Source organism: Chryseobacterium sp. CBSDS_008, from assembly GCF_049959325.1.
GTDB lineage: Bacteria > Bacteroidota > Bacteroidia > Flavobacteriales > Weeksellaceae > Chryseobacterium.
In genome coordinates this window covers 4,496,149-4,523,045 of the sequence record NZ_CP188202.1, presented here as the reverse complement: position 1 = coordinate 4,523,045, position 26,897 = coordinate 4,496,149, and the positions used below count along the sequence as shown (strand labels likewise).

Annotated in this window: 16 protein-coding genes, 4 tRNA genes and 1 pseudogene; 8 read left to right on the top strand and 13 right to left on the bottom strand. The window is 35.1% G+C overall.

Annotated features, from left to right (window positions below):
* Window positions 1-47 precede the first annotated feature (47 nt).
* The 4 genes from ACP3T3_RS20435 to ACP3T3_RS20420 all read right to left on the bottom strand — a co-directional run bounded on the left by ACP3T3_RS20435 (window position 48) and on the right by ACP3T3_RS20420 (window position 2,041).
* Window positions 48-215 carry a hypothetical protein gene (locus tag ACP3T3_RS20435; protein WP_426477554.1) on the bottom strand — a complete coding sequence of 56 codons (168 nt, stop codon included), beginning with the start codon at window positions 213-215 and terminating at the stop codon, window positions 48-50.
* Between the two features lie 202 nt (window positions 216-417).
* Window positions 418-789, bottom strand: coding sequence for a hypothetical protein (locus tag ACP3T3_RS20430; protein WP_426477553.1), 372 nt, complete (start codon window positions 787-789; stop codon window positions 418-420).
* On the bottom strand, window positions 786-1,685 hold the full coding sequence (locus tag ACP3T3_RS20425) for an RHS repeat-associated core domain-containing protein (protein WP_426477552.1): 900 nt from the start codon (window positions 1,683-1,685) through the stop codon (window positions 786-788). Before ACP3T3_RS20425 ends, ACP3T3_RS20430 begins: the two co-directional genes overlap by 4 nt.
* A 104-nt stretch (window positions 1,686-1,789) precedes the next feature.
* On the bottom strand, window positions 1,790-2,041 hold the full coding sequence (locus ACP3T3_RS20420) for a thermonuclease family protein (RefSeq protein ID WP_426477551.1): 252 nt from the start codon (window positions 2,039-2,041) through the stop codon (window positions 1,790-1,792).
* 119 nt (window positions 2,042-2,160) lie between these two features.
* Between ACP3T3_RS20420 and ACP3T3_RS20415 the strand changes: the two genes are divergently transcribed.
* On the top strand, window positions 2,161-2,595 hold the full coding sequence (locus ACP3T3_RS20415; RefSeq protein ID WP_426476642.1) for a transposase: 435 nt from the start codon (window positions 2,161-2,163) through the stop codon (window positions 2,593-2,595).
* A gap of 14 nt (window positions 2,596-2,609) precedes the next feature.
* Window positions 2,610-3,461 carry an IS3 family transposase gene (locus tag ACP3T3_RS20410; RefSeq protein WP_426477442.1) on the top strand — a complete coding sequence of 284 codons (852 nt, stop codon included), beginning with the start codon at window positions 2,610-2,612 and terminating at the stop codon, window positions 3,459-3,461.
* Between the two features lie 116 nt (window positions 3,462-3,577).
* On the opposite strand, the gene ACP3T3_RS20405 is transcribed toward ACP3T3_RS20410, so the two are convergent.
* The 5 genes from ACP3T3_RS20405 to ACP3T3_RS20385 all read right to left on the bottom strand — a co-directional run bounded on the left by ACP3T3_RS20405 (window position 3,578) and on the right by ACP3T3_RS20385 (window position 16,819).
* Window positions 3,578-4,213, bottom strand: coding sequence for a hypothetical protein (locus ACP3T3_RS20405; RefSeq protein WP_426477550.1), 636 nt, complete (start codon window positions 4,211-4,213; stop codon window positions 3,578-3,580).
* A 96-nt stretch (window positions 4,214-4,309) separates the two neighbouring features.
* Complete coding sequence (locus ACP3T3_RS20400; RefSeq protein ID WP_426479996.1) at window positions 4,310-4,375, bottom strand: hypothetical protein; 66 nt, start codon at window positions 4,373-4,375, stop codon at window positions 4,310-4,312.
* Between the two features lie 246 nt (window positions 4,376-4,621).
* Window positions 4,622-5,086 carry a hypothetical protein gene (locus ACP3T3_RS20395; protein WP_047374084.1) on the bottom strand — a complete coding sequence of 155 codons (465 nt, stop codon included), beginning with the start codon at window positions 5,084-5,086 and terminating at the stop codon, window positions 4,622-4,624.
* Between the two features lie 4 nt (window positions 5,087-5,090).
* Window positions 5,091-15,419 carry a SpvB/TcaC N-terminal domain-containing protein gene (locus ACP3T3_RS20390; RefSeq protein ID WP_426477549.1) on the bottom strand — a complete coding sequence of 3,443 codons (10,329 nt, stop codon included), beginning with the start codon at window positions 15,417-15,419 and terminating at the stop codon, window positions 5,091-5,093.
* Between the two features lie 8 nt (window positions 15,420-15,427).
* Window positions 15,428-16,819 (bottom strand): T9SS type A sorting domain-containing protein, encoded by a 1,392-nt coding sequence (locus ACP3T3_RS20385; RefSeq protein WP_426477548.1) that lies wholly within the window; start codon window positions 16,817-16,819, stop codon window positions 15,428-15,430.
* A gap of 501 nt (window positions 16,820-17,320) precedes the next feature.
* Here ACP3T3_RS20385 and ACP3T3_RS20380 point away from each other — a divergent pair.
* The 4 genes from ACP3T3_RS20380 to ACP3T3_RS20365 all read left to right on the top strand — a co-directional run bounded on the left by ACP3T3_RS20380 (window position 17,321) and on the right by ACP3T3_RS20365 (window position 17,736).
* A tRNA-Pro gene (locus tag ACP3T3_RS20380) sits at window positions 17,321-17,395 on the top strand.
* Window positions 17,396-17,409: 14 nt separating this feature from the next.
* Window positions 17,410-17,483 (top strand) — tRNA-Arg (locus ACP3T3_RS20375).
* Window positions 17,484-17,574: 91 nt separating this feature from the next.
* Window positions 17,575-17,649 (top strand) — tRNA-Pro (locus ACP3T3_RS20370).
* A gap of 13 nt (window positions 17,650-17,662) precedes the next feature.
* Window positions 17,663-17,736: transfer RNA gene (locus ACP3T3_RS20365), tRNA-Arg, on the top strand.
* Between the two features lie 607 nt (window positions 17,737-18,343).
* Here ACP3T3_RS20365 and ACP3T3_RS20360 read toward each other — a convergent pair.
* Window positions 18,344-19,273 (bottom strand): annotated as a pseudogene (locus ACP3T3_RS20360) (recombinase family protein); the annotation flags it as partial.
* 116 nt (window positions 19,274-19,389) lie between these two features.
* Window positions 19,390-19,620: a hypothetical protein gene (locus ACP3T3_RS20355; RefSeq protein WP_426477547.1), complete on the bottom strand. Its 231-nt coding sequence runs from the start codon at window positions 19,618-19,620 to the stop codon at window positions 19,390-19,392.
* A 188-nt stretch (window positions 19,621-19,808) separates the two neighbouring features.
* Here ACP3T3_RS20355 and ACP3T3_RS20350 point away from each other — a divergent pair, with 188 nt between their 5' ends.
* Both ACP3T3_RS20350 and ACP3T3_RS20345 read left to right on the top strand, forming a co-directional pair.
* Window positions 19,809-20,051, top strand: coding sequence for a hypothetical protein (locus ACP3T3_RS20350; protein ID WP_426477546.1), 243 nt, complete (start codon window positions 19,809-19,811; stop codon window positions 20,049-20,051).
* 4 nt (window positions 20,052-20,055) lie between these two features.
* A complete protein-coding gene (locus tag ACP3T3_RS20345; RefSeq protein ID WP_426477545.1) occupies window positions 20,056-20,883 on the top strand; it encodes an SOS response-associated peptidase in 828 nt (275 codons plus the stop codon).
* 107 nt (window positions 20,884-20,990) lie between these two features.
* On the opposite strand, the gene ACP3T3_RS20340 is transcribed toward ACP3T3_RS20345, so the two are convergent.
* Together ACP3T3_RS20340 and ACP3T3_RS20335 are read right to left on the bottom strand one after the other, a co-directional pair.
* Window positions 20,991-25,328 (bottom strand): hypothetical protein, encoded by a 4,338-nt coding sequence (locus ACP3T3_RS20340; protein ID WP_426477544.1) that lies wholly within the window; start codon window positions 25,326-25,328, stop codon window positions 20,991-20,993.
* 348 nt (window positions 25,329-25,676) lie between these two features.
* Entirely contained in the window at window positions 25,677-26,633 is a 957-nt protein-coding gene (locus tag ACP3T3_RS20335) for a hypothetical protein (RefSeq protein ID WP_426477543.1), read from the bottom strand.
* Window positions 26,634-26,897: the final 264 nt, after the last annotated feature.

The window sequence follows — 26,897 nt, the reverse complement described above, 5'->3', positions numbered from 1 at the left end:
AACAAATGTTGCTGTTCCTAAATGATCAGTACGCAGATAGTATAATCCTAACAGACATTGTTATTTTCTACAAAACATAGATTTTCATCACTTGAGAAGAATTTCTCCAAACCCTGTCCGTTTTCCGGACAATCGACTTCAGCCAGCCTCAGCTTTTTTTGCTGATTGCCTTTTAACAGTAAAGTAAGGGTATCCCCGTCTGAAATTTTGATCACTTTTCCGGTCGTCTGTCAGAATAGAAATACAGGGAAAAGTACGTACAGCAGCATTAATCGTTTCATAGAGCAAATATAGGGATTAGTGGGGCTTGTTAATTAAAAACCTCGCAAAATGCGAGGTTTTTGTAATATTGAACTAAGTTATTTGATTTTTTTTCACCTCAAAGTTGGGAGACTTTGCGTAGCGGGAGTATTTAACTTAATATAAATTTGAAATATCAAAAGGGAACTTTATATCTATGATATCTGAACTCCTTGCTTTGCTAAAAATAATGTCTAGTCCAACAAATAATGAGTCAATATTAAATAAAAAAACATTATTAGTTTTATTGTTTTTTTTAAAAATCATATTTATAAAATTCCAATCAATTTTAGTAAGACTTTTTTTCTCTATTATATTTCCAATTTGTTTAGAAGAGTCGTCATCTATTTTTACACAATAATATGTTTTCAATCCATTAATAAAATTTTTATGAATACAATTGAATATGTATATATTATTGTCAAATGAAACAATTGATGTTATAATGTCATCATACCAATCAATTACATGCAATTTAGTAATTATCATTTTTTATTTTGTTTAAATATTTGTTCCAATGGAACAGGTTTAAATATTTCATTAATTTGTTCTGTCACTTTAGAAGTGACAGGTTTTGGTAATACCACTGTATGATGTTTAGGATTTTTTCCTGTTTGAACAACCTTAAAAAGTGATTCAACAGTAGATTTAGGTGCACTTTTATGTTGTAAATCAGACCCCTTAATTTTATCCTTCAACATTGTTGAAATTCCATGAGGAAAACCAGCTTCCTCAGCTGCTTTTGCTTGTTTAGCTAGTGATTCTGTAGTTTCTGCTTCCTGACCAAATCTCACCAAACTTTTACCTGTAGAAGCTGAGCTACCTGCTGTTTCTTGAGCCAGCCCTCCTTTTACTCCAAATTTAGATGCAGCAAGACCTATTGTAACATCTACCAGATCTCCAGCTATTGTTTTAGATTGAGCTTTTGGTATTTCATAATACCCAAAAAAAACATCTCCCTGATACCTTTGATCTTTCCCAGCTATACGACTTGCTAAATTTAAAACTCCTGCCCTTACATCTCCAATAAAACTCCAAGTATAACTCTGGATAGCAAATCCCATTTCCAATTCATCAAATCCATTTTGCTGATAGCCTGTCGTTTGCTTACCATCTGGATCAATATATTTAATTGGATTTTGATAAGTATAAATATATGGATTTAGATTTCCCCAGAAATAGACTCCTCCGTTATGCTGTCCATCGCCGTAAAATTGAGTTTCTGCTACTGGATTGTAAACAGCCAATGGATCCACCCCATACCAAATACTCGCTCTCGGGTTATAATATCTCGCTCCATAATAATACAGCCCTGTTTCTCTATCCAATTCTTTTGCTTTGAACTTGTATGGGTTATCATATGCACCTGTTCGCTGCTCCAGCATCGTTTCTCCGAATGGTAAATTTAGGAAAAACTGAGTACTCTGAGCACTGGAATTGGTAACAAATGTTGCCGTTCCTAAATGATCATTATGCAAATAGTATAACCCTAACAGACATTATATTTTCTACAAAACATAGAATTTTTCATCACTTGAGCAGAAGTAAACTGCTTGGCATTTTTCCCAAATACCCGTCCACTTTCCGGACAATCGACTTCGGCCAGCCTCAGCTTTTTTTGCTGATTACCTTTTAACAGTAAAGTAAGGGTATCCCCGTCTGAAATTTTGATCACTTTTCCGGTCATCTGTGAGAGTAGAAATACAGGGAAAAGTACGTACAGCAGCATTAATCGTTTCATGGGGCAAATATAGGAATTAGTGGGTCACTTGTTTAATTAAAAAACCTCGCATTTTGCGAGGTTTTTTTTAATATTGAATGTCCCGTCCTGAAATAGCGATACACAAAAAAACAATCGTTATGGAAGAAAACTTAGAAACGCGCTATGTCAAGCGTACCCAGAAAGATTACAGTTTGAATTTGAAACTTCAAATTGTAAGAGAAATAGAAACGGGAAAATCAGGAATTACAGACAGTCGGAAAAAATATGGTATACAAGCACGCTCAACAATTGTTAGTTGGTTGAGAAAATATGGTACCTTTGATTGGGAATACCAAACACCATTTACCATGAAAAAGACTCCTGAACAGCGTATCATGGAATTAGAGGCAGAAGTTAAAGTGCTTGAAAAACAGAAAGCATTTTTAGAGAAACAGGCTTACATTGCTGATAAAAAAGCTATATTTTTTGATATGATGATAAATCTTGCTGAGAAAGAATATGATATTGATATCAGAAAAAACTCATCACCCGAACAATCACCAACTTCCGCAGTGAAGAAAAAGAAACCATAGTTTTTACCTGCGAATTGTTCGGGTTGGATAGACAAGTCTATTACAGAAGTATCCGAGGATATAAACGCTCACAAAGCAAAGCATTAAAAGTAATAACCCTCGTAGAAGATATCCGCATAAAAATGCCAAAATTAGGAGGTCGAAAGCTATATTTTATTTTGAGGGAACCTTTAAGATCTTTGAAAATAGGAAGGGATAAGTTCTTTGATATTTTGAGAGCTAATCATTTATTGATCACATCAAAGAGAAGCTATCATATCACAACCAATTCTCATCATAGATTCAGAAAACATAAAAATCTGATTTTGGAGTACTGTATCAACAAACCCAACCAGGTGTGGGTAGCAGATATTACCTATATTGGAAACAGGAAAAAACCGAGTTACTTAAGTCTGATAACTGATGCTTATTCTAAGAAAATTGTAGGTCACTATGTTGCAGATAATCTCAATACGGAAAGTAGCCTGATGGCATTGAAAAAGGCATTAAAGAACAATAAAACTGATAAAGAATCATTGATTCATCACTCTGACAGGGGATTGCAATATTGCTCAAATGAGTATCAGAAAATATTGATAAAGCATAAGATAAAATGCAGTATGACACAGAACTCTGATCCTTATGAAAATGCTATTGCAGAGAGAGTAAATGGTATTTTAAAACAGGAATTCGATATTGATAAATATGATATTGAGACTTCAATGAGAAGAAAAATTGTGGAGCAATCCATTAGCATCTATAATGAGTTCAGACCACATTTTTCAAATCATTATTTAACACCAAATCAAATGCATGAACAGTCCAAATTAAAAATGAAAACTTATAAAACAAAAAACCAAAGCAAAAGTAAATTTACTCTGGTTTAATTATTTATTTTTATCCTTTAATTTGTATCATTATTTCAGGACTAGTCAGAATTAAGTTATTTGATTTTTTTTACTTCAAAGTTGGGAGACTTTGTGGAGCGGGCATTTCAATCCTATCAGTGAAATGGTATAGGTACAAATGTATTTTCAAAAATATCTAGTGGTAAAGTTATATCTACATTTAACTGTTTATGACCTTTCTTACAAATACAAAGCTTTATTAGTTCCCCATTATGATTATATCCGTTTAAAATTAATGCCTGGACACCATCTGTATCTAAGATTCTAACAAATTCTTTAAATTTTTCAACTCTATCTGAAAGTTTCAGAAAGCTTAGATTGATATCAACAAACGATGTATGTATTTCAGTTACTATTTGAAAAAAATGTTGCCCAATGTTATAAGTTGTAAAATCTTTAAATTGCTCATCAGATATTATAAAGTCTGTTTCCAAGCAATCCAAATAAACTATCCTGTCAGCTGATAAATAGTTTTGGGTGTATAATTTGGCCCCTAGCGAGATATTTATATTATTTCTTCTAAAAGCTCTTTTCCATTCATCTATTTTTACTAGAATATTTTCATCTGAATATTCCCATAAAAAAGAATAAACCTTCTGATTGGGAAAAAAGTCAGCCATTTGAATACCATCTCTTTGACCGTAAAATAACCAAAAACTATCGTAATTGAGTAATTCATAATTAAAAAATTTCGACAGATAATAATTATTGGAATCTATATAGGATGTCATAAAAATTAATGTTGTTTTCCTGTTTTATTTGTAGAGCGAGGCATTTGTCCTTTAAAAGTATAATGGGCTCCTTTCTTATTATGATAATGAGGAGGTTCATATACTCGCTCTCGGATTATAATATCTCGCTCCGTAATAATACAGCCCTGTTTCTCTATCCAGTTCTTTTGCATTAAACTTATATGGATTATCATATACACCTGTTCGCTACTCCAGCATTGTTTCTCCGAATAGTAAATTTAAGAAAAACTGAGTACTCTGAGAACTGGAATAAATAACATTACAAATGATAAGGACGATTCTTAAAGTACAAAACCTCGCAAAATGCGAGGTTTTTTAATACTATCAAATTAAGTTATTTGATTTTTTTGCTTCAAAGTCGGGAGACTTTGTGGAGCGAAGTAGCTTTTATAAAAAAAATTCGTTAAAGGCTTTATTACCAATTAATGTTGGATATAAAATACCTAACTCACGCAATGTTCTTTTCCTAAATTTTAAATATGCTTTTTTAAAGTCGTCATAATCACAAGATATTGTATATAGATTAGCATTTCCTTCATTTATAGTCAAATTATTATTAACATTTGAATATTCATACAAAAAATTGTTGCTATAATAATCACAAGAGATTGTAAAAGTTTTGTAAATCCCTTTTTCAATAGATAGTATCAAATCATCAAATTGTAAAAGATAGTCTACAATACCTGTTTCAAGTATCATAAAATTTCTTTTATTTTTATATTGAAAAAATACATATATTTTTCCATTGAAAAAACTCTTTAAATCATGAATTTCAAAAGCTTTAAAATCTAATTTATTCTCCTCATTAGTTGATACTAAATCTATCTTATAATCAAAAAAAATATTTTCCATAATTTTATTTATACTTACCTAATTGATTTTTGGAAACTGGGTATGCATTCAAAACATTTCCATTACTATCCATAAATACCTGTAAAATCTTAGTTGATTTTCCATCTGAAGATGTTCCAATAGTTTCATCAAATTTATGGATAACACTATAGTCTCCTCTATTACTAGTAATATGCTCGCCATTTGTAACTGCTTCAGACACCAATTTTTTAACACTTTCAATATTACTAAATTTCTGGGAAAATCTACTTGTTGCTCTTCCTACTCTAGAATTAAAAAAATGGCCATCTGCAATATGTTTTATTGCTGTAGTAACGTCATTTCCATAACGTATTCCGGCTCCCCATAACGGTTTGGTGATTTTCCGTAATTTACTTGTTTCATTTAAAGCTCTTGATCCTCTACTTACATCTCTCAGCTCTGATAACATCGCTACAGAAATCAACCTTTCAAAACCTGACAATTTATTTCCCTGGAAATCAGTCCCCCAAATTCCTTCAGCGATACCTTTTGCATCTCCATACACCGGGACAAAATCTGCTTGATAACCTCCTCCCTGTCTTAATGATTCTGTCCAGCCACTGATTACATTATCTTTTTCTTTATTCGGAACTCCAATAAGGGCACCAGCCATACCCTGTTTACCATTAGGATCTATATACTTAATCGGATTCTGATATGTATAAATATAAGGATTTAGGTTACCCCAATAAAATACTCCTCCATTATGCTGCCCTTCACCATAAAACTGAGTCTCCATCGTCGGATTGTAAACAGCCAATGGATCCACCCCATACCAAATACTCGCTCTTGGGTTATAATACCTCGCTCCGTAATAATACAACCCTGTTTCTCTATCCAGTTCTTTTGCATTGAACTTATATGGGTTATCATATACTCCTGTTCTCTGCTCCAGCATCGTTTCTCCGAATGGTAAATTTAAGAAAAACTGTGTACTCTGAGCACTGGAATTGGTAACAAATGTTGCCGTTCCCAAATGATCATTATGCAAATAGTATAATCCTAGCTGGCTGGTTGGTCCGTTTAAAGTATTCAGCTCTGCTAAGGAAATATCACCTACGCCTGCTTTCTCAAGGTACGTTTTGAAGTCAACAGAAGGGTCAGGTTCTCTCATTGTTGTTCCCTGATCCGATGTTCTGAGATTCAATGGAACAAAAATATTGCTTCCATCCATCACCCTGCTGGCAAATCGTGTTGATCCTTCAAAATAATGTTTGGTATACTGCCCGTTTAAGGATACTGTTACATATGGATTAGGATACAAAGTATAATCAGTTAAGCTTAAGCTACCCGGATCTACCAACTCACCGTTCTGATACAGCTGAGAACTTCCATGAAGGTTGTACTTTATCGTTCTTTCTCCTTTATCATCATACGCATAATATTGGTATACACCCGAATCGTCACTGTAAAAAGCTTTCAAACGATCCTGCTCATCCCAGAACATCTGCTTGGCTCCAAATTCATCGATATGTTTGATGGTATTCCCATTATCATCATATTCGAAAATTTGCTGCGTACCACTGATATTACCGTCAATAATCGTCTTCACTTTATGAGTTTCGGGAATATACTTATAGTTATTAGAATAAGTATTCAATGGGTTCGGCTGCTGGTCGATCTGATGCACCTGCTCCTTCAATACAATTCCTCCACTTTCGTTATATGTTACCTTTCTAAGCTCAAAATGTGAGTTACTTTGCGCATATGGAGAAGTATTGGGTGTTGTAGGAGTTCCTCCTTTATCATTAAGACCCATGTCACTTTCCGTACCAATCAATCTGTTTAAGGTATCGTATCCATATTTGAAAGCATAGGTTCCTCCCATTTGGTTCGGAGTTACCCCTACATCATTGGCAAGACGGATAATATTTCCTCTCTTATCATACTCATAGCTGTTGGATAAGAATGCATTGGAATTACTCCATAACCCAAAGTGATTTAACCTTCTGTTGGTAGCAATATAAGAATAATCTGTTCTTGTTCCATTTCCATAGTTGGCTGCTGTTCTCTGCTCATAAAGGTCATATTTGATATTCTGAATATAATTATAACTTCCGTTGGTTACTGTTTTAAGGTTTCCTCCCAGGTCATAACTGTAAGTAAGCTGCTCGCCATCCGGATAGGTCAGTTTTTTAAGGCGGTTCCAGCTGTCATAGACATAATCCGTTTTGAATTCCATAGTCGGAATATTGTAACCGAATATTCTGCGGGTTTCCGATATTACTTCACCCAGCTTACCATAATTGTAAGTAGTATATCCTGTACCGTCTGTTTTTGTCGTAATCCTTCCTGAATTATTTCCTGAATTGGCAGGCATATAATCGTAATGAACGTTATTAGGATTTACTGAACCACTCGGCAGGTTAGGAAGTTCAATATCAGTAAGTCTGTTCTTATCATATTTATAATGGATCTGATGCGTCTGTATAGAAGGATCATTCATAAGGTTCGGAGTTCCAAACCAAGTCAGATGTCCTGCAGGATCATATACATAGGTGGTAAGTCCTTTATCAGGATGCAACATTTCTGTTCTTCTTCCGGCAAGATTATATTTATAAGTAGTATTAATACCTTGTGGATCAGTTACGTTAAGCAGTTCACCTATTGTATTATATTCAAACTTTGTAGACAGAGGATCATTATCCAGATAATTTATTTTCTCAACAATCTGTCCCTCCGCATTGGTGAAAGTCTCTATTTTGGTATGATCCAGTTCTTCAATACTTTTAAACAGATTTCCTTCTATTTCATAACGAATTGATTTTTCAACACTGTCTTCATATTTAACATTCGTAATTCTATCAGAGTGATCGTACGTGTTGGACAACATATATTGGCTGAGATTCAGATTCAGATTGTTGTCCTGAAGATCTCCTTCCTGAGGCTGGTATTGATAGATCTGTCTTCCCATTACGTCAAATACCGGTCTTCCTGAAACAGATCTTTTTTCCACACCACTTACATCAATATCTTTCTTCACCTGTATTACTCTACCCATAAAATCTGAGTAAGAATCTGTATTAATCAGGTTATTTGGATGGTCTGCATCATAATGTGAAGTTCTGGCACGGAATATTTTAATATTCTGATTCGAACTTGGCATACCATAATGATCAAAATAATAGGAATGAGTTATCGTAGAAACTCCTGTAGGGCTATAAGGCTCAATAATGGATACCGGTCTTCCATAGTCATCATATCCATATTGTATTGCATTTCCTGTAATATCTGTACTTTTTATTAAAACATCCAAATAAGGATTATATAGTCCGAAAGAAATATATCCGAAGGCATCCGTTGTCCTTATTACATACTTACCAGTTTCATCATCATATTCGTAGGATATGGAATATCTGTTCTGTGATTCATCAGGCGGATAAGTTACAGTTTTAACATTACCGGAAGGTTCATAAGTATAATCTGTTATGATATCCTGAGAACCATCAAATACGATGTATTTTCCGATATCTCCTGTATTAACATTTACATCCTGGGTTTTTCTCTTTCTCAAAAGGGTAGATCCCGTTCCGTCATATACATTAATCTCTTTAGGTATTTCAATCATATTTTTATTCAGTCCGGCCCAATAAGTGATCACAGATTTATAGGAATTGGTAGGGCTGGTATAGGTATAATTTGAAACCAATCCGGTATTATAATCATACTCCATTTTTTCCGTAGTCTCTATTTCACCTCCACTTTCAAATCTCGTATTGATCTTTGTATTCAACAAAACGGTAGCCATTCTTCTTCCTTCTGTTCCTCCGGTATCAAAACTTTCCGCTAAGTAATTAGGGTCTATTTTGGTTACATTATCTTTAAATCTATATAAACGATAGTTATAGATAACCTTAGAAATTAATTCATCATTACCCGTAAGGATTTTACTTTCCTTAATTAATCCATTTAAGAAATAACTTGTATTATAATACGTATCTACTGTTTTACGGTATGTACTTCCTGCAGCACTCAATTGCTCGCTGGTTACTTTTTCAAATCCAAAGTTGTCTCTTTCTCTTCTGTCGTATTTAGATTTTTCAAAGGTATATTTCGTTACAATATCTTTCGCTGCATCCGACTGGGTATAGTTGGTACTGAATACATCAGGGTTCAAAATTCTTACTTCATCTACCACCAGTTTAGCATGAGGATCCTGATAATTCGGCTGTGTAAATTTATAATTTACTGCATACTGTCCTTTTGTTACAGCATGAGTAACTGTTTTAAGTTTATTTGTTTTTCCGATTAATGAATAATTAACAATGAAACCATCGTTTGTATCTACTACCAGATCCGGGAAACCATCTCCGTTCATATCTCTGAAAGTCTTCTTGGTTTCAGAAACATTGATTCCTAAATTCGCTGTCGCTCCCGCACCTGCTTTTATGTAAATAACCAGAATTGCAGGCGGAATAATTGGAATGGGTCCAAAATTCAGCATCAGATTTCCTCCAAAAGATACATAACCATTGTAAGAACCTGTTTCTTCAGTAAAATCAACTTTTCCTGTTGACTTAAGCAATGGAACTGCAGTATCAAATTTATTCCCCAAATTGTAACGCACTTTGGCAGACTGATTACTATTATCTACATCAATGATATCAACCAATCCGTCACCATTAATATCCTCATATACTATCTCCGCTGTACCTTTAGATCCGGATCCTCCTGCACTCGCACTGATCCCGAAACCGAAGCTGCTTAAAGCACTTAAATCAGCAAAAGATCCAAGGCCTCCTCCTATTGAAAAGTTAAGACCTCCTATTGGACGGGAACGATAAGAAGCCATATTCTGATAGAACATTGGTTCTGATAAACTCTTTCCGAGATTTAACATTACCGTACTAAAATCAATAATTCTATCTGGTAATCCATCTCCATTAACATCTGTCCAAAATGCTCTTCCGGTATCATATGAATTAAAGTAGTCACTAGCTCCTGCTCCTGCCGTTACTCCAACTGACCAAGGCATTGAATTGTTAGCATGAGAGTCATTTCCATTTGAACCATTTACTTTAATTCTTCCGCTGGCAGAAAAGACGTTAAAAGAAAACCCTAAAGAATTTACTTTTAAATAGCTGTAAGAATTGGTTGGAAAATCACCAGTCGCTACAAGCTTGATGTCGTCTAAGCCTCCTACAGAGTTTGTATACTGGATAGATTCTGGATATACCATATCAGGATAGCCGTCTCCGTTCAGATCTGCAAACGTCTGTGTTTCAATACTACCATTTTTAAGGGGTAATGTTTCTGAATTCCCGGCACTTACTGTTCCTACACTTAGACCACTTGTTGTATTATTTGATCGGCTGCTCTGTTTCTTACTGATTGCTTTCATTGTAGAATCTAATGAAAGAGCTCCGTTCACTAAAGTCGTTGGCGATATTGTCGGAGGATTTGGAATAGGATTTGAAAAATAACTTACTTCTTCATGATCCCTGAAAGAGGTTGCCGTTGAAAACTGTTCTTTACTTGTTCCTATCCACCTATCAATTTTAACCATTGGTAGAGGGCGGGGCTTGATAACCCATTCAGAAAATGGTTTCATAGGAGAAACATACTGAGATACAGTATTATTTCCTGTATTCGGATTACCATTAAGTGCCACACAATCTGTCAAAGCCTGTCCGGTTAATCCCTGACATGTTGAATTACCATTTGTTGCAACACAATCTGTCAAGGCCTGTCCTGTCAACCCCTGACAAGCTGAATAGGTATTTTGTAAAGCGACATCACCAGTGAATGCTTCAGCTTCAATAGGTATTCCATAACTATAATCTACGAAATTGTTCGGTTTGTATAAAAATTGCCCCCAGTTATTATAAATAGCCGATTTTGTATTATACATTGCTGTATTTACTGAAGTAGGCCACACTGTGGTTAATAAGCTGCTGGTATCATAATAGATATTGAAAGGCTTTCCTTGAAAATATTCTAAGTATTTACTAAATAAAGCATATTCTGCACCTGTCTGACAATAAACCTGCACATTAAATCCTAAATCGAATGATGATGATACTAAGCTTCCTGAATAAATAATAACAGGATCTATTCCCTGAATAGACTGTCCGGTAAGCATATTTACTTCCTGGATCGTTGGAGGAGTCCCTTGTGTAGCTGTAACAGTTACTTTTCTTTTAGCAAGTACCTGATTCAACTTTTTGATCACATAATAAAAGCTCCCTGTTCCCAGAGTAGTTGCATTCGCAATATTTTTATTTATCTGAACTCCAAATTCATGAGGTCCAATAACAGGCGGATTAGTTTGAGTACCTCTTATATCAAGTCTTTCCTTAAGCTGAGTCACAGCAAATGATGGATATTGGGCAGCTGGAAAAAGTTTCAAATTAAGAGCCGGAGAAGCTGCATTATAATTAACAGTAATAGCATTATTCCAGTTGCTTGCTAAGAATCCTGTATAAGAGTCTGACTCTACAATAAATTTCAAATAAATAGGCTCACTTCCATTTACTGATATCGTATCTGTATAAGCCTGTGTATCAAAAGTTATAATACTTTGATCATAACTTTGGGAGTGAAGTACAGTAACAGCACCAGTAACAGCATTTTCCTTGATTACTTTAAAAGTAAAACTATCTGCGGAAGAAGGAAATGTAATACTATTAACTTTAATCTCTGCTGTTCCCGAAGCATCAAGATATATAGGTGCTATAAGATTATTCAGGAAAAAGTTGTTTCCATAACTTCCATTATTCAATCGAAACTGATCCTGCTCCATATTTCTTCCTTTCAATGCCAGCCCGGTGGCAGGATCAATATAAGTAACCGTTGGATTAGAGTCTATTTGCAGATTGTCCTCTGAATTCTTGTGAAGCCTTATATATACCTTATCTCCACTTTTCACAAATAATCTGTTTGGATTATTAATGGCACCATGTACATTATACTGAGTATTTCCTGCAGGTACATTAATAATCTGAGAATAATAATCATTATATTTCGAAATAGTGAAAGACTGTGACAGATTATTAGGATTAAGCTGCGTTAAAAAGACTCTTGCATGATAGAAATTATTAGGCTGCGTACCTCCAACTACATAATCAGGGTTTGCTATCTCTACAGAATAGTATGCCTTATCAGTTGGTTTTAGCACAGTGACAGGGTTTAAAGGATCTGTACCACTTATACTCACATTATCCTTAATAGTAATGTATCCGTCCTGAGAAGCAATCCATACTTTTACTACATCAGCAATAGGAGTTGGAGGGTATTCAGGCTCCACAATAGGAGGAACTTTAGGTCCCGGAGGTGGAATAAGAGGTGGTGCTATAGGCTTGACCTTAACCACCATATTTTCTGTATACTCGGAATGCTGGGTCATCTCAGGACTTCCTCCCTGATTATACTTATTAAACCAAACCTTTCCGTCATTTACAATATCTACCAACCCATCAGAATTGGCATCAATCAGAAAGGTGGAAGTAATTCCTTTTGAAGTTGACGTGATGGAAGACTTGCTATATACAATTGCTCCCATATCCCACCCTGAACTATTGGTTTTGGTCTCTGTAAAAGAAAAATTACTGTTATAATTCAGAATTGGCTTGGCCGGCAAGAAAGATAATTTGCCATATATATCTAATTTACCTTCACTATAAGTAAGACCGGAAGATGTCCTATAGATCATATCCTGTATACCATCTCCATTAAAATCAATAAGCTGCTGCACATTCTTTGCTTCGGCTGTTGAATATCCAAAAGGAAAACCAAACATAAGGTGCCCATAAGCATCATTGGAAGAATAGAAAAAGTTTAATCCTGCCGCTGCCCTGAAATTCAGACCACTCTCCGTTGAAACATTTCCGTTAATTTTTGATGGCTTAAGAAGTGTTCCAATAATACTTCCATACGGGCTGCTCACTCCATTATTGACCTGAACGGTATTATCAGGGCCAAAAATCTGATTATTTTCAATTTCATTATAATATTCAAAAACATAATCATCAACAATTGGAAGTGAGGCTGGGTCTTTAATAGTATACCCTTGAATATATAGTCTTCTTAATCTTGTTTTTGAGAACTGTCCGTCTTCATATTCCGATTTATAACTACGGATTTTTTGGGTCTTATAACTAATATCAATACTATTCAAAAGATAAGGTTCTACTCTTTTTACTCCTTGTTTGGCATTAATATTAATATCCTTCCTGCTTACGGTATTTTCAGTAATAAAATTGACACTATAATCCTGATTTTTACCATAAGTTATTTTTTGAATATGAAAATAAGTTCCTCCGTTAGCATTATTTCCGGCACCAATATTAACATTCGTATTATTCTGATAGGTAAAAAGCATTCTATTGCCGTGGGTATCTTCTATCATTCTCAATGCCCAATGAACAATCTGGCCTTCACTATTTTTTATAACAGAATTATCATTTCCGCCATAATAGCTTTTAGTACCATTGGTAGAAGTAACCGTCCATGAATAAGTACCTGTACTATTTCCCTCTCTTTCTATAAGGGTAAAGTCATGATTCTTTCTAAGATAAAACTGTTTTTTTCCTGTTGCATTTCTTGATTGCCTTGCAGTTGTAATATCCGTAGATGTTTCACTTACATTATTATGTCTGTGAGGCAGGTAGCCCCCAGGATAAACAAGCATTTCGCCATCCAAGGTATATAGTTCTGTTTCCTGGCTACCAAACATAGGCGTTCCCCATCTGGTATCTACTGTAATCGCAGATAATCCCTGAAGATCCCATCCTTCACCCATCCATCCGTTACCGGCGCCACTATTGTATCCTATTGCTAAAGACGGCTGTAATCCTCCCAATCCTGCAGGAACTTTAATAGGGTAATTCATATTGGCATCACCTTTCTGATTTGCTGTAGGTGCATTCATCAGCTGCATGCCTGCCATTGGATCAGCTGCTTTCAATCCGCTGATACTCGTAGGCGAAAAGGCTGTCGTTTGGGGAGATTCCGGAGCGGAAATAATTCCGTTGATATAATCATGGTCTCCATCTCCTTCTACCATTACTGTTTTATTTTTCTCGTCAACAACTGATTTGTCTGCTACCCATTGTTTCTTGGCATAATCAAAATGGAAGATTTTAATGTCTTTAGGAGAAAACAATCCCAGCCTTTTCGTATCGTAAGGAATGGTGATCTTTGCTTTTTTCTCCAGTTTCCCGGACACTACTGAAAATCTGTAAGCGGCATTATTCAACGTTACATTTTTAAGCCCCTGAGATACCGCAGGAATATCTTTTTCTCTTAATTTCAGAACTTCAATGTAAGCCGATTCTGATGTTCCTTTTTCTATAGAAACATTCATATTTTCATAGCTTATCCTGAATTCTTTATCTTTTGAAATTTCAACACCTTTTGGTTTTGCATAGTAATGGTCTACTACTTTAAAGGCTTTTGTTGAAGCCGGAATTTTGTAAACATTAGTTATACCTCCTGCAATAACAGAGAATGAACCCTCTGCCTTATTTTTTTCTGAAAGTTTGACAACTTTTTCAAACTCACCATTTTTTACAGCAACAACTTGATTGTTAACTACCACATCTGATAACGATGTTGTCTTTCCTTTTACATACAACTGATCTCCTGACAGTGCAGAACTTATGATTAGATTATTATCAGTCTTTTTATCTTTTTCAAAAACAATACGTAAGTTTTTTATTTTGTATTTTACCCCGGCTGAAGGTGAAGTAAATAATATGGAATTAGAACCTGTTTTAATAAGTTCCGAATTGATTTCCTCTTTTTGATGGTTCCATTTTGCGCTTGGAACAATAATTCCTCCTCCTATCGCAATATTATGATTGATAGATCTGGATACAGATTCGTGAGAAGCCAATCCAAATAAATCGTATTCAAGATAAGCTACTGTATTTTCCTTCACAGCAGGAATATCGACTGTGAAAAAGTTATCAAAAACTTCATCTTCTTCCTGATCCGTGAAAGCTCCAATAGTTCCTTCTTTTTCCTTTGATGGATAAAAATTCTTATTGTCGACAGCAACATCATTTTTAAACTCAGAGAATTCTAAATTTTCCTTTGCTGAATTTAAAAATACAGAATGATTTTCATCTAAAATATTCTTTTCAGGTAATTTTTCAGATTGTGTTAATTGATTAGAAGGATTTTCTTTTACATCCTGATCAGGTAAATCAACTGTTTTATGAGTCCATTCACCGAGGAGCCCTTTTTTGAATTCCCGTACCCTCTGTCTGTCTTCTTTAGTGAAGCTTGCAAAAACAAACATACACGCAAAAAAGCTTATTAGCAAAAACGATTTCTTGGTAACAGGAAATTGGTCCGTATTTATTTTCATGGTATAGTTTAATCAACGATTAATTTGAACGTCTTTATTACTTTTTTGTCCTGGATAAGATTAATGATATAAACACCCTGAACATCCAGTTGTCCAGTATAGTGAGTTGATTTGCGATCTATATTATCAAGTTTAACGAGCCTTCCTCCGCCATCATAAATGGAAATTCCAAGATCCTCCATAGGAGGGAAAGTTACAGTAAAGGTTTGTCCTTTTTTAACCGGATTCGGATAAAGGTTAATTTTGGTAAGGTTCAATGATAGGTCATTATTATTTGATGATAATCTGGTCCCTGAATTTTGATTTTGACCTGCTCCTTCTGTTTTAGAGTCTTTTAAAGGACTTACCGCAAAGGTAAAATGAGCAGTATTGCCACTATCAAACTCATTCAGAAAATCAACTTTATTAAAAACAATATACTTTTCAGCTTCGGCACCTTGAATTTTTTGAATACTTCCATCAGGTTTTTTCAAAAATATCCAGTAAGCAATAGGTAAAGAATCCGGATTTACTGTTTCCTTCAAAATTCTTATCATATAATCTGTTGTAGGAACCTTATTTCCTATAAAGTTTATTTCCCAGTTTTTCTGAAGGATATCGAAATTTCCATCATTTTTCAACGATAATTCTTTATTATCATCAGACCAGATCACAAACTGGTTATTATCAAAAACTGCCTGATTTTCAACATTCGTTCTTTCGATAGTGGTTTTACCAATTGTTAAAAATAAATCTGCCTGGTTTGAAGACTGTTTTTGATACAGTTCATTACCGTTGTCCCTCCCTAAACCGGTAGGTTTATATTTAAATTCTTTATGTTTTTCCGGATCCCAAATGATCTTTCCATCGCTGCTGTAATATTTTCCTTTTTCCAGTGAAATTCCATATTTGAGAGAAAGATAAGAGTGAATTTTATTAAGATCTAAAGACTTTGCTTTTCTTGGCAGAAATATCATCTCGTAAAGATTCTGATCTTCAAATTTAATTTTCAGGCTATCTGATTTTTTATGGTCAGGCTCTGCCGTTCCTAAAAAAGAAAAAATACTGGGGCTCTTTCTGATTTCGATACTTTTTTCTTTCCCTGTTTTATAGCTGCTATTACCTAAGGAAATCCTTTTTTCTGTATCTTCCCAGATTAGTTCATCTTCTTTCGACCGATGGACAGCTGTAAGAGTATGGCTCTTGCTTTTACTGTATTTAATATATTTCTTGAATAATTTATCTTTGATACCACAATGAAAATTGAGAAGATTTTCATCTTTACATTTCATCACCTCACGGAGTGTTGGATCACTTTTTTCCCATAGCTGAGCATCAGAGCCTACTAATTGGGAATAAACAGAAACAGAACACGACAAGCAAATTATCGCGAATGCTCTGGAATATAAAAATTTATGCATGTTAATAGTTTTTCTAAATTGACAGTTAACAGAGCCAACTCAAATTTTATTTTGAGTAAAATTAACTGGGAAGACCCTCTTACTATCCAAGAAACGGATAAGAAGAAAAGATGGATAAGGTCTATTTTTCATAGTGTTATGGTATTAGTTTTTGCAAATTTAAAAAAGAAACAGACACCACAATTTTTTTTTAACAAATTTTTAACAATTTATAAAAAATTATATCAGATTTAAGGAATTAAGCTAACCAAGTTTTATTTTACTTACAATTTCATTTAAACTAAACAGCATTTTAAAATTCCAATAATAAAAAAGAAGCAAAATTTCTCATCATTTAAAAAAAATAAGTAACCCAATGGTTATTAGCAACGTAAAGTTAACTAAAGCGTCAGCTGAAAAATTAATTAAAAATTATTCTTCATTTTATTTTTTTAATTAAAAAAGTATTGTACCTTTGCAACCGCAAAAACGAAGTAAAATTCGTTAATGATGACAGCCAATCGGGGCGTAGCGTAGTCCGGTCATCGCGCCTGGTTTGGGACCAGGAGGTCGCAGGTTCGAATCCTGCCGCCCCGACTTTAAAAATTCAAGGGTGCGTAGCTCAGCTGGATAGAGCATCTGCCTTCTAAGCAGACGGTCAAAGGTTCGAATCCTTTCGCGCTCACAAAAGGCTCACAATATTTGTGAGTTTTTTTAATTTCAAAAGGCTTTGTACTATTGCGATTGCAAAACAGAGTTATTGATGATGACCTCCTCGGGGCGTAGCGTAGTCCGGTCATCGCGCCTGGTTTGGGACCAGGAGGTCGCAGGTTCGAATCCTGCCGCCCCGACTTTAAAATTCAAGGGTGCGTAGCTCAGCTGGATAGAGCATCTGCCTTCTAAGCAGACGGTCAAAGGTTCGAATCCTTTCGCGCTCACAAGACGGGGGTTTAAATTTTTTGAATTTAAATCCCCGTATTTTTGTTGAGATAATTCCCTTCTAATCAAGAAGATAGTATCAACAAAAGAGTTAATTTTGGCAGTTTGAAAATAGCTTCCATTAAAAATTATCTTTTCAGGGTATATCAAACTCACGATCGCTCGTTTATCTATAGTGCTAGCTTTTTTATATCTCTCTGAAATATTTCCGACAATTTTTAGTGCTTTGCTAATCTTTTCTTCTACCCCATCTTTTTTTTCTGACTTTACCAATACGCTAAGATTGTATTCAAGATCATCCAGTTCTCCTTTATATCTATTTTTAATATCCCTAAAATCATCTTCATCAATTTTGTCAGATAGGTACATATCCCGCGCTTTACTAATTCTATCATTTAATTCAGCAATTCTATTCTTAAGAGTACTTCGTTCACCATCAAAGTTCGCAGAGGTAGATTTAGTATTCTTTACGATAATCTTCTTTAATATATCAAGAATACCCTTGGGAAAATCATATTTGGAAAGCTCCTCTTCAAAAAGTTGATTAATTTTATCAGAATGGTGCCTAAATCCACAGGCTGTGCTACAATGGTAATAGTAATAGTGCTTTGTGTGACCCTTTGAACTACTTGCCGTCAGATTCTTTCCGCACTTAGGACAAATCAGTAGACCACGTAGCGGATACCTTTCTTCATTGATGATTCTCCCACCTGGCAACCTAAGATCTTTTGTTCCTTTCTTTTTCAAGACATGCTGAACCTTTAAAAACAACTCATCTGAAATCAGCGCTTCATGTTTTCCCTGAACAATATTTTCCTCTTCATTTTTGTACGCACGCACTAATATTTTACCACAATAGGTAACATTCCTCAGTGCAACCATAAAGGCATTACTAGATATATTTCTACCCTCTCTCCTATTCATTTCCACTCTCACCTTTTCAGTAGGGAGATGACCTTTTGCCACTTGCTTAAACGCCCAAATTATGTTCGAAGCTTCTGGTTCTTTAACGGCAACATACTTTCTACCATCTTCAGTACACTTGTTGACATATCCATAAGGAGCAATTCCCATCAACCTGCCCTCCTTTATAGCACGTCGCATTCCGTTGGTCACGTTTATTGCCCTTCTATCATTTTCAACCTCAGGAGTTGACAAGTATATAGCCAATAATACTTTATTTTCAGGTATACTTAGATCCAATGGCTGCTCAATAGCTTGAGGCAGAATATTATTTTTTTTAAGAAGTCCAATCATCTGGTAAGCTTCCGAGGTATTCCTACTGAATCTGTCCCACTTAGTGAACAACACTAAGCGTTCCTCTCGATACCCTCGACTCCTTTTGAAACTTTGCAGATAATTTTTCCACTCAGGTCGCTCAAAACTCTTGGCAGAATGGTCTTCTAAAATGACTCGGTCAATTGTGATACCTGCCCTATCACAATGAAGGCGTAAACGCTCCTCTTGGTCCCTCTGCGAGTACCCCTTATCTGCCTGTTCATCTGTAGATACTCGGATATATAAATCTGCGATCATAGTTTAGTTATTTAATTTGGTAATGAAATTGGTAAAGTGCTAACAAGAGAATTAGCAACCATCTGACTTTTAAAAATTTACTTGAAAATCTAATTATACAAAATTACAAAAAAGTTTTAATCGGGAGAGAATATTTCCTTGATGGTGATCCCCGCCAACAGATATAAAAACTCCATGATTTTAATAGCTTCCCCTTCGTCAACATCTATACCTGCCTCTTTGAGCATTAATATAGATTCTTCAATGGGAAACTCATCCAATTTCATAAGATGTTCCAGCCCAAGGTCTTTAAAATTTGAACAATTACCAATATTACTATTTCCTCTCTTTCTTTTTTTTGTAGCCATTCCGCATAGTATTTTCGAAATCGAAAATTACCTACATTACGGTTGCTACATTTATATTCCGGTGCAGCGTACCATAAATGACCTAAATTTTCCTAATCACTTCTGTATCTTGTAAATGCTTCTGTTTTATGTATTATTATCACCAAGAATTGCTAAATTTATATAGGCGAATAGTAATGTTTTATAAAATGGGAAATCTGTTCGAGAACAATAAGTTTGAAATCGAGTTCAATGGCTTAAAAGTTGTTGTAATTGAACACACAGTACGAGATCAGCAGATTTTTCGTCTCGTTTTTGACGATAATAGAGCTCCCTTGGTAATAACTTCAGCCAAAACGTGGGCAGGCGAAGTCTGGACAAGTATTCCACAAGGAAGACAAGAAGAAGCAGAGTTTTTCGGCAAAGAAATTAGTAAACTTTTAAAAACTTAATCATATGTGTTATTACAACGGACAAAGAGTTTCTAGAGACGAATTTATCCGTCTCATGGATTTGGAAAAAGCTGTTATGAACTATGATTTTCTAGACCAAGAAATTCACGAGGGATTTAATTATGGAAATATAGCCGTTTTACGCCCTACAGAAGATAAATGCAACTTCGATATTGTCCAGATGGAATGGGGCTTTATTCCTGCGTATGTAATAAATAGAGAAAATGTAAAAAAGATGCGTTTTGGTTACAAGGACGACAAGGGAAAATGGCATCAGCCCTATACGACGTTGAACGCAAAAGGTGAAGAACTTTTACTGAAGGATGAAAGTACTGGTCGAGAAAAAATGTTTCGGAAAGCAGCGCTGGAAAGAAGATGCTTAATACTTTCAAGTGAATTTTACGAGTGGAGGTCTCTGTACCGTCTTAACAAGAAAACCAATCAACCCCTAAAGACAGCGGATAAATATCCTTACCATATCGGGCTTAAGGGAAAAGAATACTTTTTCATTGCAGCGATCTGGCAAAATTGGACGGACAAGGACACAGGAGAAACAGTGGATACAGTTGCGCTTGTTACTACAGAGGCAAATCCTCTAATGAGACAAATTCATAATTCTAAAAATCGTATGCCTACAATGCTCCCAGATGAATTAGCTTGGGAATGGATGATGGAGGACCTTAGTGAGGAACGAATTACCGAGCTTGCTACTCATCAAATCAGTGCCTCTGAAATGGAAGCTTATACAATAGAAAAAGATTTTAGAAAAACGGGAACTCCTACTAAGGCATTTGTCTATGCAGAGGTGCCAGAGCTAACCTATGAGGTTTAAAATTGAACTTGTCGATTTTGGGCATATTTTATGTTGTAACGTTAATTACATTATGGTTCCAATAAGCATATTGAATTACAAAGCTATATGTCAAAATATTCCGTCCTCTACTTATATTCAATAATCTGATTAAATTTTTGATCGTTTTTATAAGGATGAGATCTAAAAAACTCGTCCCTTCTTTCATTCGTTTTAAAACGAACTTCGCGTTCCCCCCAAATAGTATAAACAAGCTTAGATTTTGTTTCAGTTAGAAACTGCTCCAGCAAGTCTTTTCTAATGTACACTAAACTATCATTATTATTATTATAATCCTCAACATTCTGCAAGTGAATAGCAGCTAATTTCCCGTCTTGATCAAATAAATCAAATGTTTGAGGCTCACTAATAAGTCGCAGGTGATTAACAATCTCCTTTCCTAAAACCGTTGTTTGTCCTGCATCATTAACAGGAGAATGGTAACTTTCCCAATTATATTCCATTACCGGAAATAATATTTCGAATTCTTTAGTTACATCAACTTCAATTTCAATCTCTTCTGGCAAATTTGATTCGGTGTACTCTTGCGACCAAGACAAGTAACTAAAATAATCAGGATCATATTTCTTGATCGTGCGTTTCTGTTTTTCAACATCGAATCGTAGATCAACGTAATTGCTATACGTGGCCTCATCAATAGTATACAGTTCACCAGCGAAGGCGTAATGATTTTCACGTTTTGCAGGGATATGAATCTGCGAAAAGTCTTGATCCTTTAATAGCTTATTTACCTCATCAAATTTCGAGTTTTCAATAACCAACCCGCGTATGAAAATGTAACTACTTCTTTCCGTTGATACCTCCTCTTGCGCAATAAAGGAATCCAAGCAAATCCAAGGCCCTGGGGTGCCGTTAATCTCGTCAACCTCCAAATAAGCCTGTAAATTCGGCATGTCACCGTTTTCATACCATTCATTTAAAGATATTGATCGATCACCCAATATGTCATCTTTAAAAAAGGGATCATTTACTAACTTCTCTGGAAAACTCGGGTCGATATTTGCATCTGATAGCCGAAAACTATCCCAATCTTTCTCCAGCAAACCAAGATCGGCACGTAATCCAGCATTTTCAAAGTAAGCGATCCACGAATATTTTTTCCCATACCGCTCCACCTTGGCCTGCTTAGTTCTACCGCTATTATAATAATTATCATTTCCTAACGCCCTTTCAGACTCAGCAAACAGCTCTTTGCTCCACCCCAAGTCATAGATCCTCCCATATATTTGCTTACGGACCTTAATTTTTTCCTCAGGATTGGAATAGGCATGACCTCCCTTGACAATGCGTCCCAATGTGTAATTGCTAAAATCCATCTGAATTGGCCCATCATAACCGTAATCTTTTTCTCCATAATCGAATTCTTTTAGTTCTCTGATCCCACCAAAAGAATATGGCGGTCTAATATTTTCTTGCTGTTTTGTATCCAATAATGCAGGGTGATGTTTTAATCCAAGTTCGATAAGACGTCTGGCGTAATCTCTTGCTAATATATGAGTAGTTCCAAATGGTGCATTTTCGGCAAAAATCAGCTCATAAATTGATTGGCAAAATCTAGGTAGCAAGTTATTACGAAAGTCCTCTCCAGATTTACAATAATATTGAACCATGGCAATACCATAAGAAGCCGCCAACGTACGCTCCCAAATATACGGGTCATTATACCCCAGTGATTCCTCCACTAAAGCGATGAATTCCTCTGGAAACTTTCTGCCATAAAAATAAAGAGCCCTTGTTACTTTATCACGTAAAGTTCTATCAGTGCTTGTTAAAAACCAGACTACAATTTTGGAAACTAATTTTTGCTTACTTAATATTATGTCCGATTCAGGGCTGTTGTTACGGCATTGATTTTCAAATTCAGAAATAAACTGTTCCAATTGATGGTTGTTCTTCCTCACGTATTCCGACCAGGTGACATCACGTTCATTCATTTTCAATTTGGCTAAAAGCCTGCTCAGGAAATTCGCATTGAGCGGGTGATTTACATCTCCCATCGTCTTAAAAGAAAGATCAAAAAGGATTTCTCTATTATCATTATTTATCATGAAAACTTTAGCAACTAAGTCGATGTCACTTGTCTTTACCAATCGACCTGGTAACACAAAAAGTGATTGGAAAGATTTATCAAATACAAAATCTGAAAAATCAACCAAATTTATTACTCTGGTTTTTATGAATCCTGGCAAATACTTATAAATCTTAGAATCTGCAAGCTTAACTAGCCAGTCACTTCGCAGTAATTGATGAAATGTGGTATTTTTCAGCTGTGGCAGTAGCAAACATAATGCAGCTATAACGTCCTCAAACAGGGGATGTTGTCCTTCTGCAAGAAACACCTGCCCAATAAACTTTTTGCTTTTAAAAAATGAAAGTTCTGTATTATTAGAAATTAAATTTTCAGCAATCATATAACCTGCAAGTACATCGTATGTAAAGCTTATATATTCAGTTTCACTCCTAATATCCCGATTTATTACAAGCCCTTCATCAAGAAGTATATCTGCCTTTGATTTGTCTTTCTCATAATTATCATTTTCGTCGATTAATGCATAAAAATCTCCTACAGGCAGCTCCCGGAGATTATTTACCCAAAGATAATTTGACAATTTTTTTAGGGATACGGAAATGAAATTTTCATTGCTTCTAAGGATAGGATTATCCCTAGTCACTTTCTTGTTGATCTGAGACAAATACTCTTTAAAAATATCGTATGATGATTCCTCTTCAATATTTACCGCAATTTCACCAGAATGCTTCCAATTAGGATTCTTTATTTCACAAAATATTTTAAGAAAGATGGGGTCGCCAAATTTATCAATAGAAGCAAAAAATAAGTCCGACTTAAGTTTATATTTCGTGAAATATTTATGAACCGCTTCTTGAATAGTTTCGAAATCGCCAAATCCATCTACTTGATGAAATTCCGGTTTATAAATGTCATCCCATATCCTTTGCGCATATGAACCTCGACAAGTTGTTATTATAGAAACGTTTTTTGTCTGTAGTATTTTTGCAATAAATCCTTGTAAGTGGTTCCTCCAGATAGGTGAAAAAAGTCTGTTTGACACCGTTTCATTCAGACCATCTATAATAATAGGAATCCTTACATTATGGATTGATCCATAAACTTCCAAAGCATTTAAAAAATCATCAAACGAATACTCTTGCGGTATATCCAAAATTTTCCGTACTGTATCGCTGATACTAGTCTCATCAGTAAATTTATCACCTGTCAAAAATATAACTGGTTTCGACTCTTTAATTCTGTTAAACGCAATATCAGTGGATATATGTGTTTTACCTTTAGCTGCATCGCCAATAAAATTCAGCTGCCTCTGATTTACATGAAAATAATTTCTAAAAAATCGGCCGAAGGTTTGTGAAAAATTTAACATTAAGGATGTTATATTCTGCGATTCCCTATAAGCCCTTGATTTTTCATCAAAATCAAACTCATCAAGTTTACTATGGAAAGCGATCCACTTCGATCGTAAATCCTCGGAACTAAACAGCGCAAGTTCTTCAGGTTCACAATTTTTAAAGCATTCATCAACAAAGTCAATTTTACTTATAGTCTGTTTTACAAGGTCTTCAAATTCATGACAAGCAGAAAAAAAATCTCTTCTTAGAGCATCCTCCGCGGGGCTGATCATGGTTGTGTTATAAAAGTCGTGTAGCTCCCGATCGACCTGACTGGCTACCTGTAGGAGATCACTTTTAAGCTTTCCAGTTAAGTTAGTATAGTTCGGATCAAGCACCACGCAATCAATTATGGATTTTGTAAACTGATCAATAGCATGCAAATCCGGATCGTATTTATCCTTTACCTTCTCAAAATTTTCATTAAACTTTGCAGTAAACCACTCCTCCTTTAGCTCTAGTTCCCCAAAGAAGAAACTACGTACGCCTACGTTTTTAGGTTCTTTTAAAAATGCGACAAATTGTGATTCTCCCCAAAATTGTAGCTCGATTGCCCGGCCAACAGGAACCTTTTTTATTAGCTCTGTGTCGAACCAAGTCTTCTCTCCTTTACTAAATTTATCTTTCTTCGACGTACTTTCCGTCGTCAGGTCAGTTTTTAGACAAACAAAATACTTAGTCAAATTTCCATGATTCCGAATTGCAGTCTCAAAGGAATTTGCAATAGCCGAGTCTCTATTAGCAATACTTAATCTCCCTGTATCACCAAAAAATTTACATTGCCATCCCCATCTTTCGCCCGACTGAAGATCCAGATAGAATTCTACCCCACCATCTCCCCCGCTACCGTCAATAGCAGTAAATTTACCTAAATGTCCATATTCTTTGATTGCCAGCTGGTAACATAGATGTTCGAAACACTGTGTGGACTTCCCATTATAGGGCTTAAGCCTGTTGAAGTCAATTTTATCAATTGTAATCATAAATTTAATAATATTGTTTTGCCAGCAACCCAAGAAAAGCTCTACTTTTTTCTATAACCTTTATTATTAAGAACTGTTATCAACCAACAATGAAATTCAGCATTTTATTTGGCAAACATTTGCTATAATTCAATATTATGCTTTGTTGAAGTCAAAATATAAAATCGGTATGCATTTACTCTTAATTAGGTTAAAATTGCGTGATGCAGAAATTTACATCTATTTTGTTAATATTCCAATAATCAATTCCTATTTAAGATCACAGATCAGATCTTAAGGAAATATGCTCCATGCTTAAAATCTTATGGCTCTAATATTGACTTAGATATTCGTTTAGCGAAAGCTATTTCACAGCAATTCAGCATAAAAATTATTATCAACCCTATATGTGTGATTGATCTTATCCTTTTCACACCTTCCTATCAGCGATCCGTCCTCCTGTGTGTTCAAAAATACTTTTCCGTTACACCCCCTTTTTATACAGTTGATAGATCTCTGATTAACCGTAAAGTTCCAGGCTGAGTTTCGTCTGATCGTTAAGTGTGTAACTTCGTCCAACAAAACTTCATTTTGCACCTGAAGCCTACCTGTAACCAATAGGTACAAAATTTTATGGGCATATTTATACTTTCGTAGGCTATTCATATTTAAAAGCATATATACGCACATCAGACCCATAAGTACAAAAATGGAGATGGTCTTCGCCCAGTCTGATCTAAAGTACAAAAATGTTACACAAAATAGTGTGAGAAAAACTACTCCCGTCAAGTAAACATGCATAGAATCTTTGATGGATTCCCAAAGGGTAAAGGTTCTCTGTTTCTCAGAACATTCTTCAAAATAAACAGTTTTATCGTCTAAGTAAGGTACAGGCTTTCCAAGTATCGCCAAAACCTCTCTTTTGGGATATTTAACCAAACCCTGCGCAATATCTCTATGGTTGAGTGTTTCAATTCTGATGTTAGGGTTGCGCAATTTTAATTGGTCAATGGCATCACATTCTTTAGGGCCTATTTTACGATTGGTAACAAAGATGAACTTTTTGAGTTCTATGTTTTTATCCATGCAATTTTTAAAGTCATTCCTTATCTTGGTTGCTATATTATCAGACCATGTTGACATGGCAAAATATTCTCCAGTTTCTAAAACATAACCATCTTTACCCCCATCTCCAAGTGGGCCCATAGTAGCTGCTTCTTCAAATGCTCCGCCATATTTTTTTCTCAGATAATTCACGCAACATTTTTGAAACTCTAATCCTTCCTTTCCCTTTAGGAGATTTTCAATGTATTCTGTATCCAACATATTTTTTTCTGTTAAAAATAAAAATATCAAATAAACTAAGAAAGCTGTTGAGCGTAATTTAATGCCTATAAATACAAACTAACTGTGTCGGCCGATATAGTCGATATAGTTGCATAATTAAAACACCCGAAGATTGGGGTCAGCGGGTGTTCTAGCCATATTATTAACCTATTTTATGAAAAGTTTGCTCGAATGAGCAAATATTTATTAGTCTAATTTATAAACATTTTTAGAAAATGTCAAATCGTCTAAATCTTTACGGTA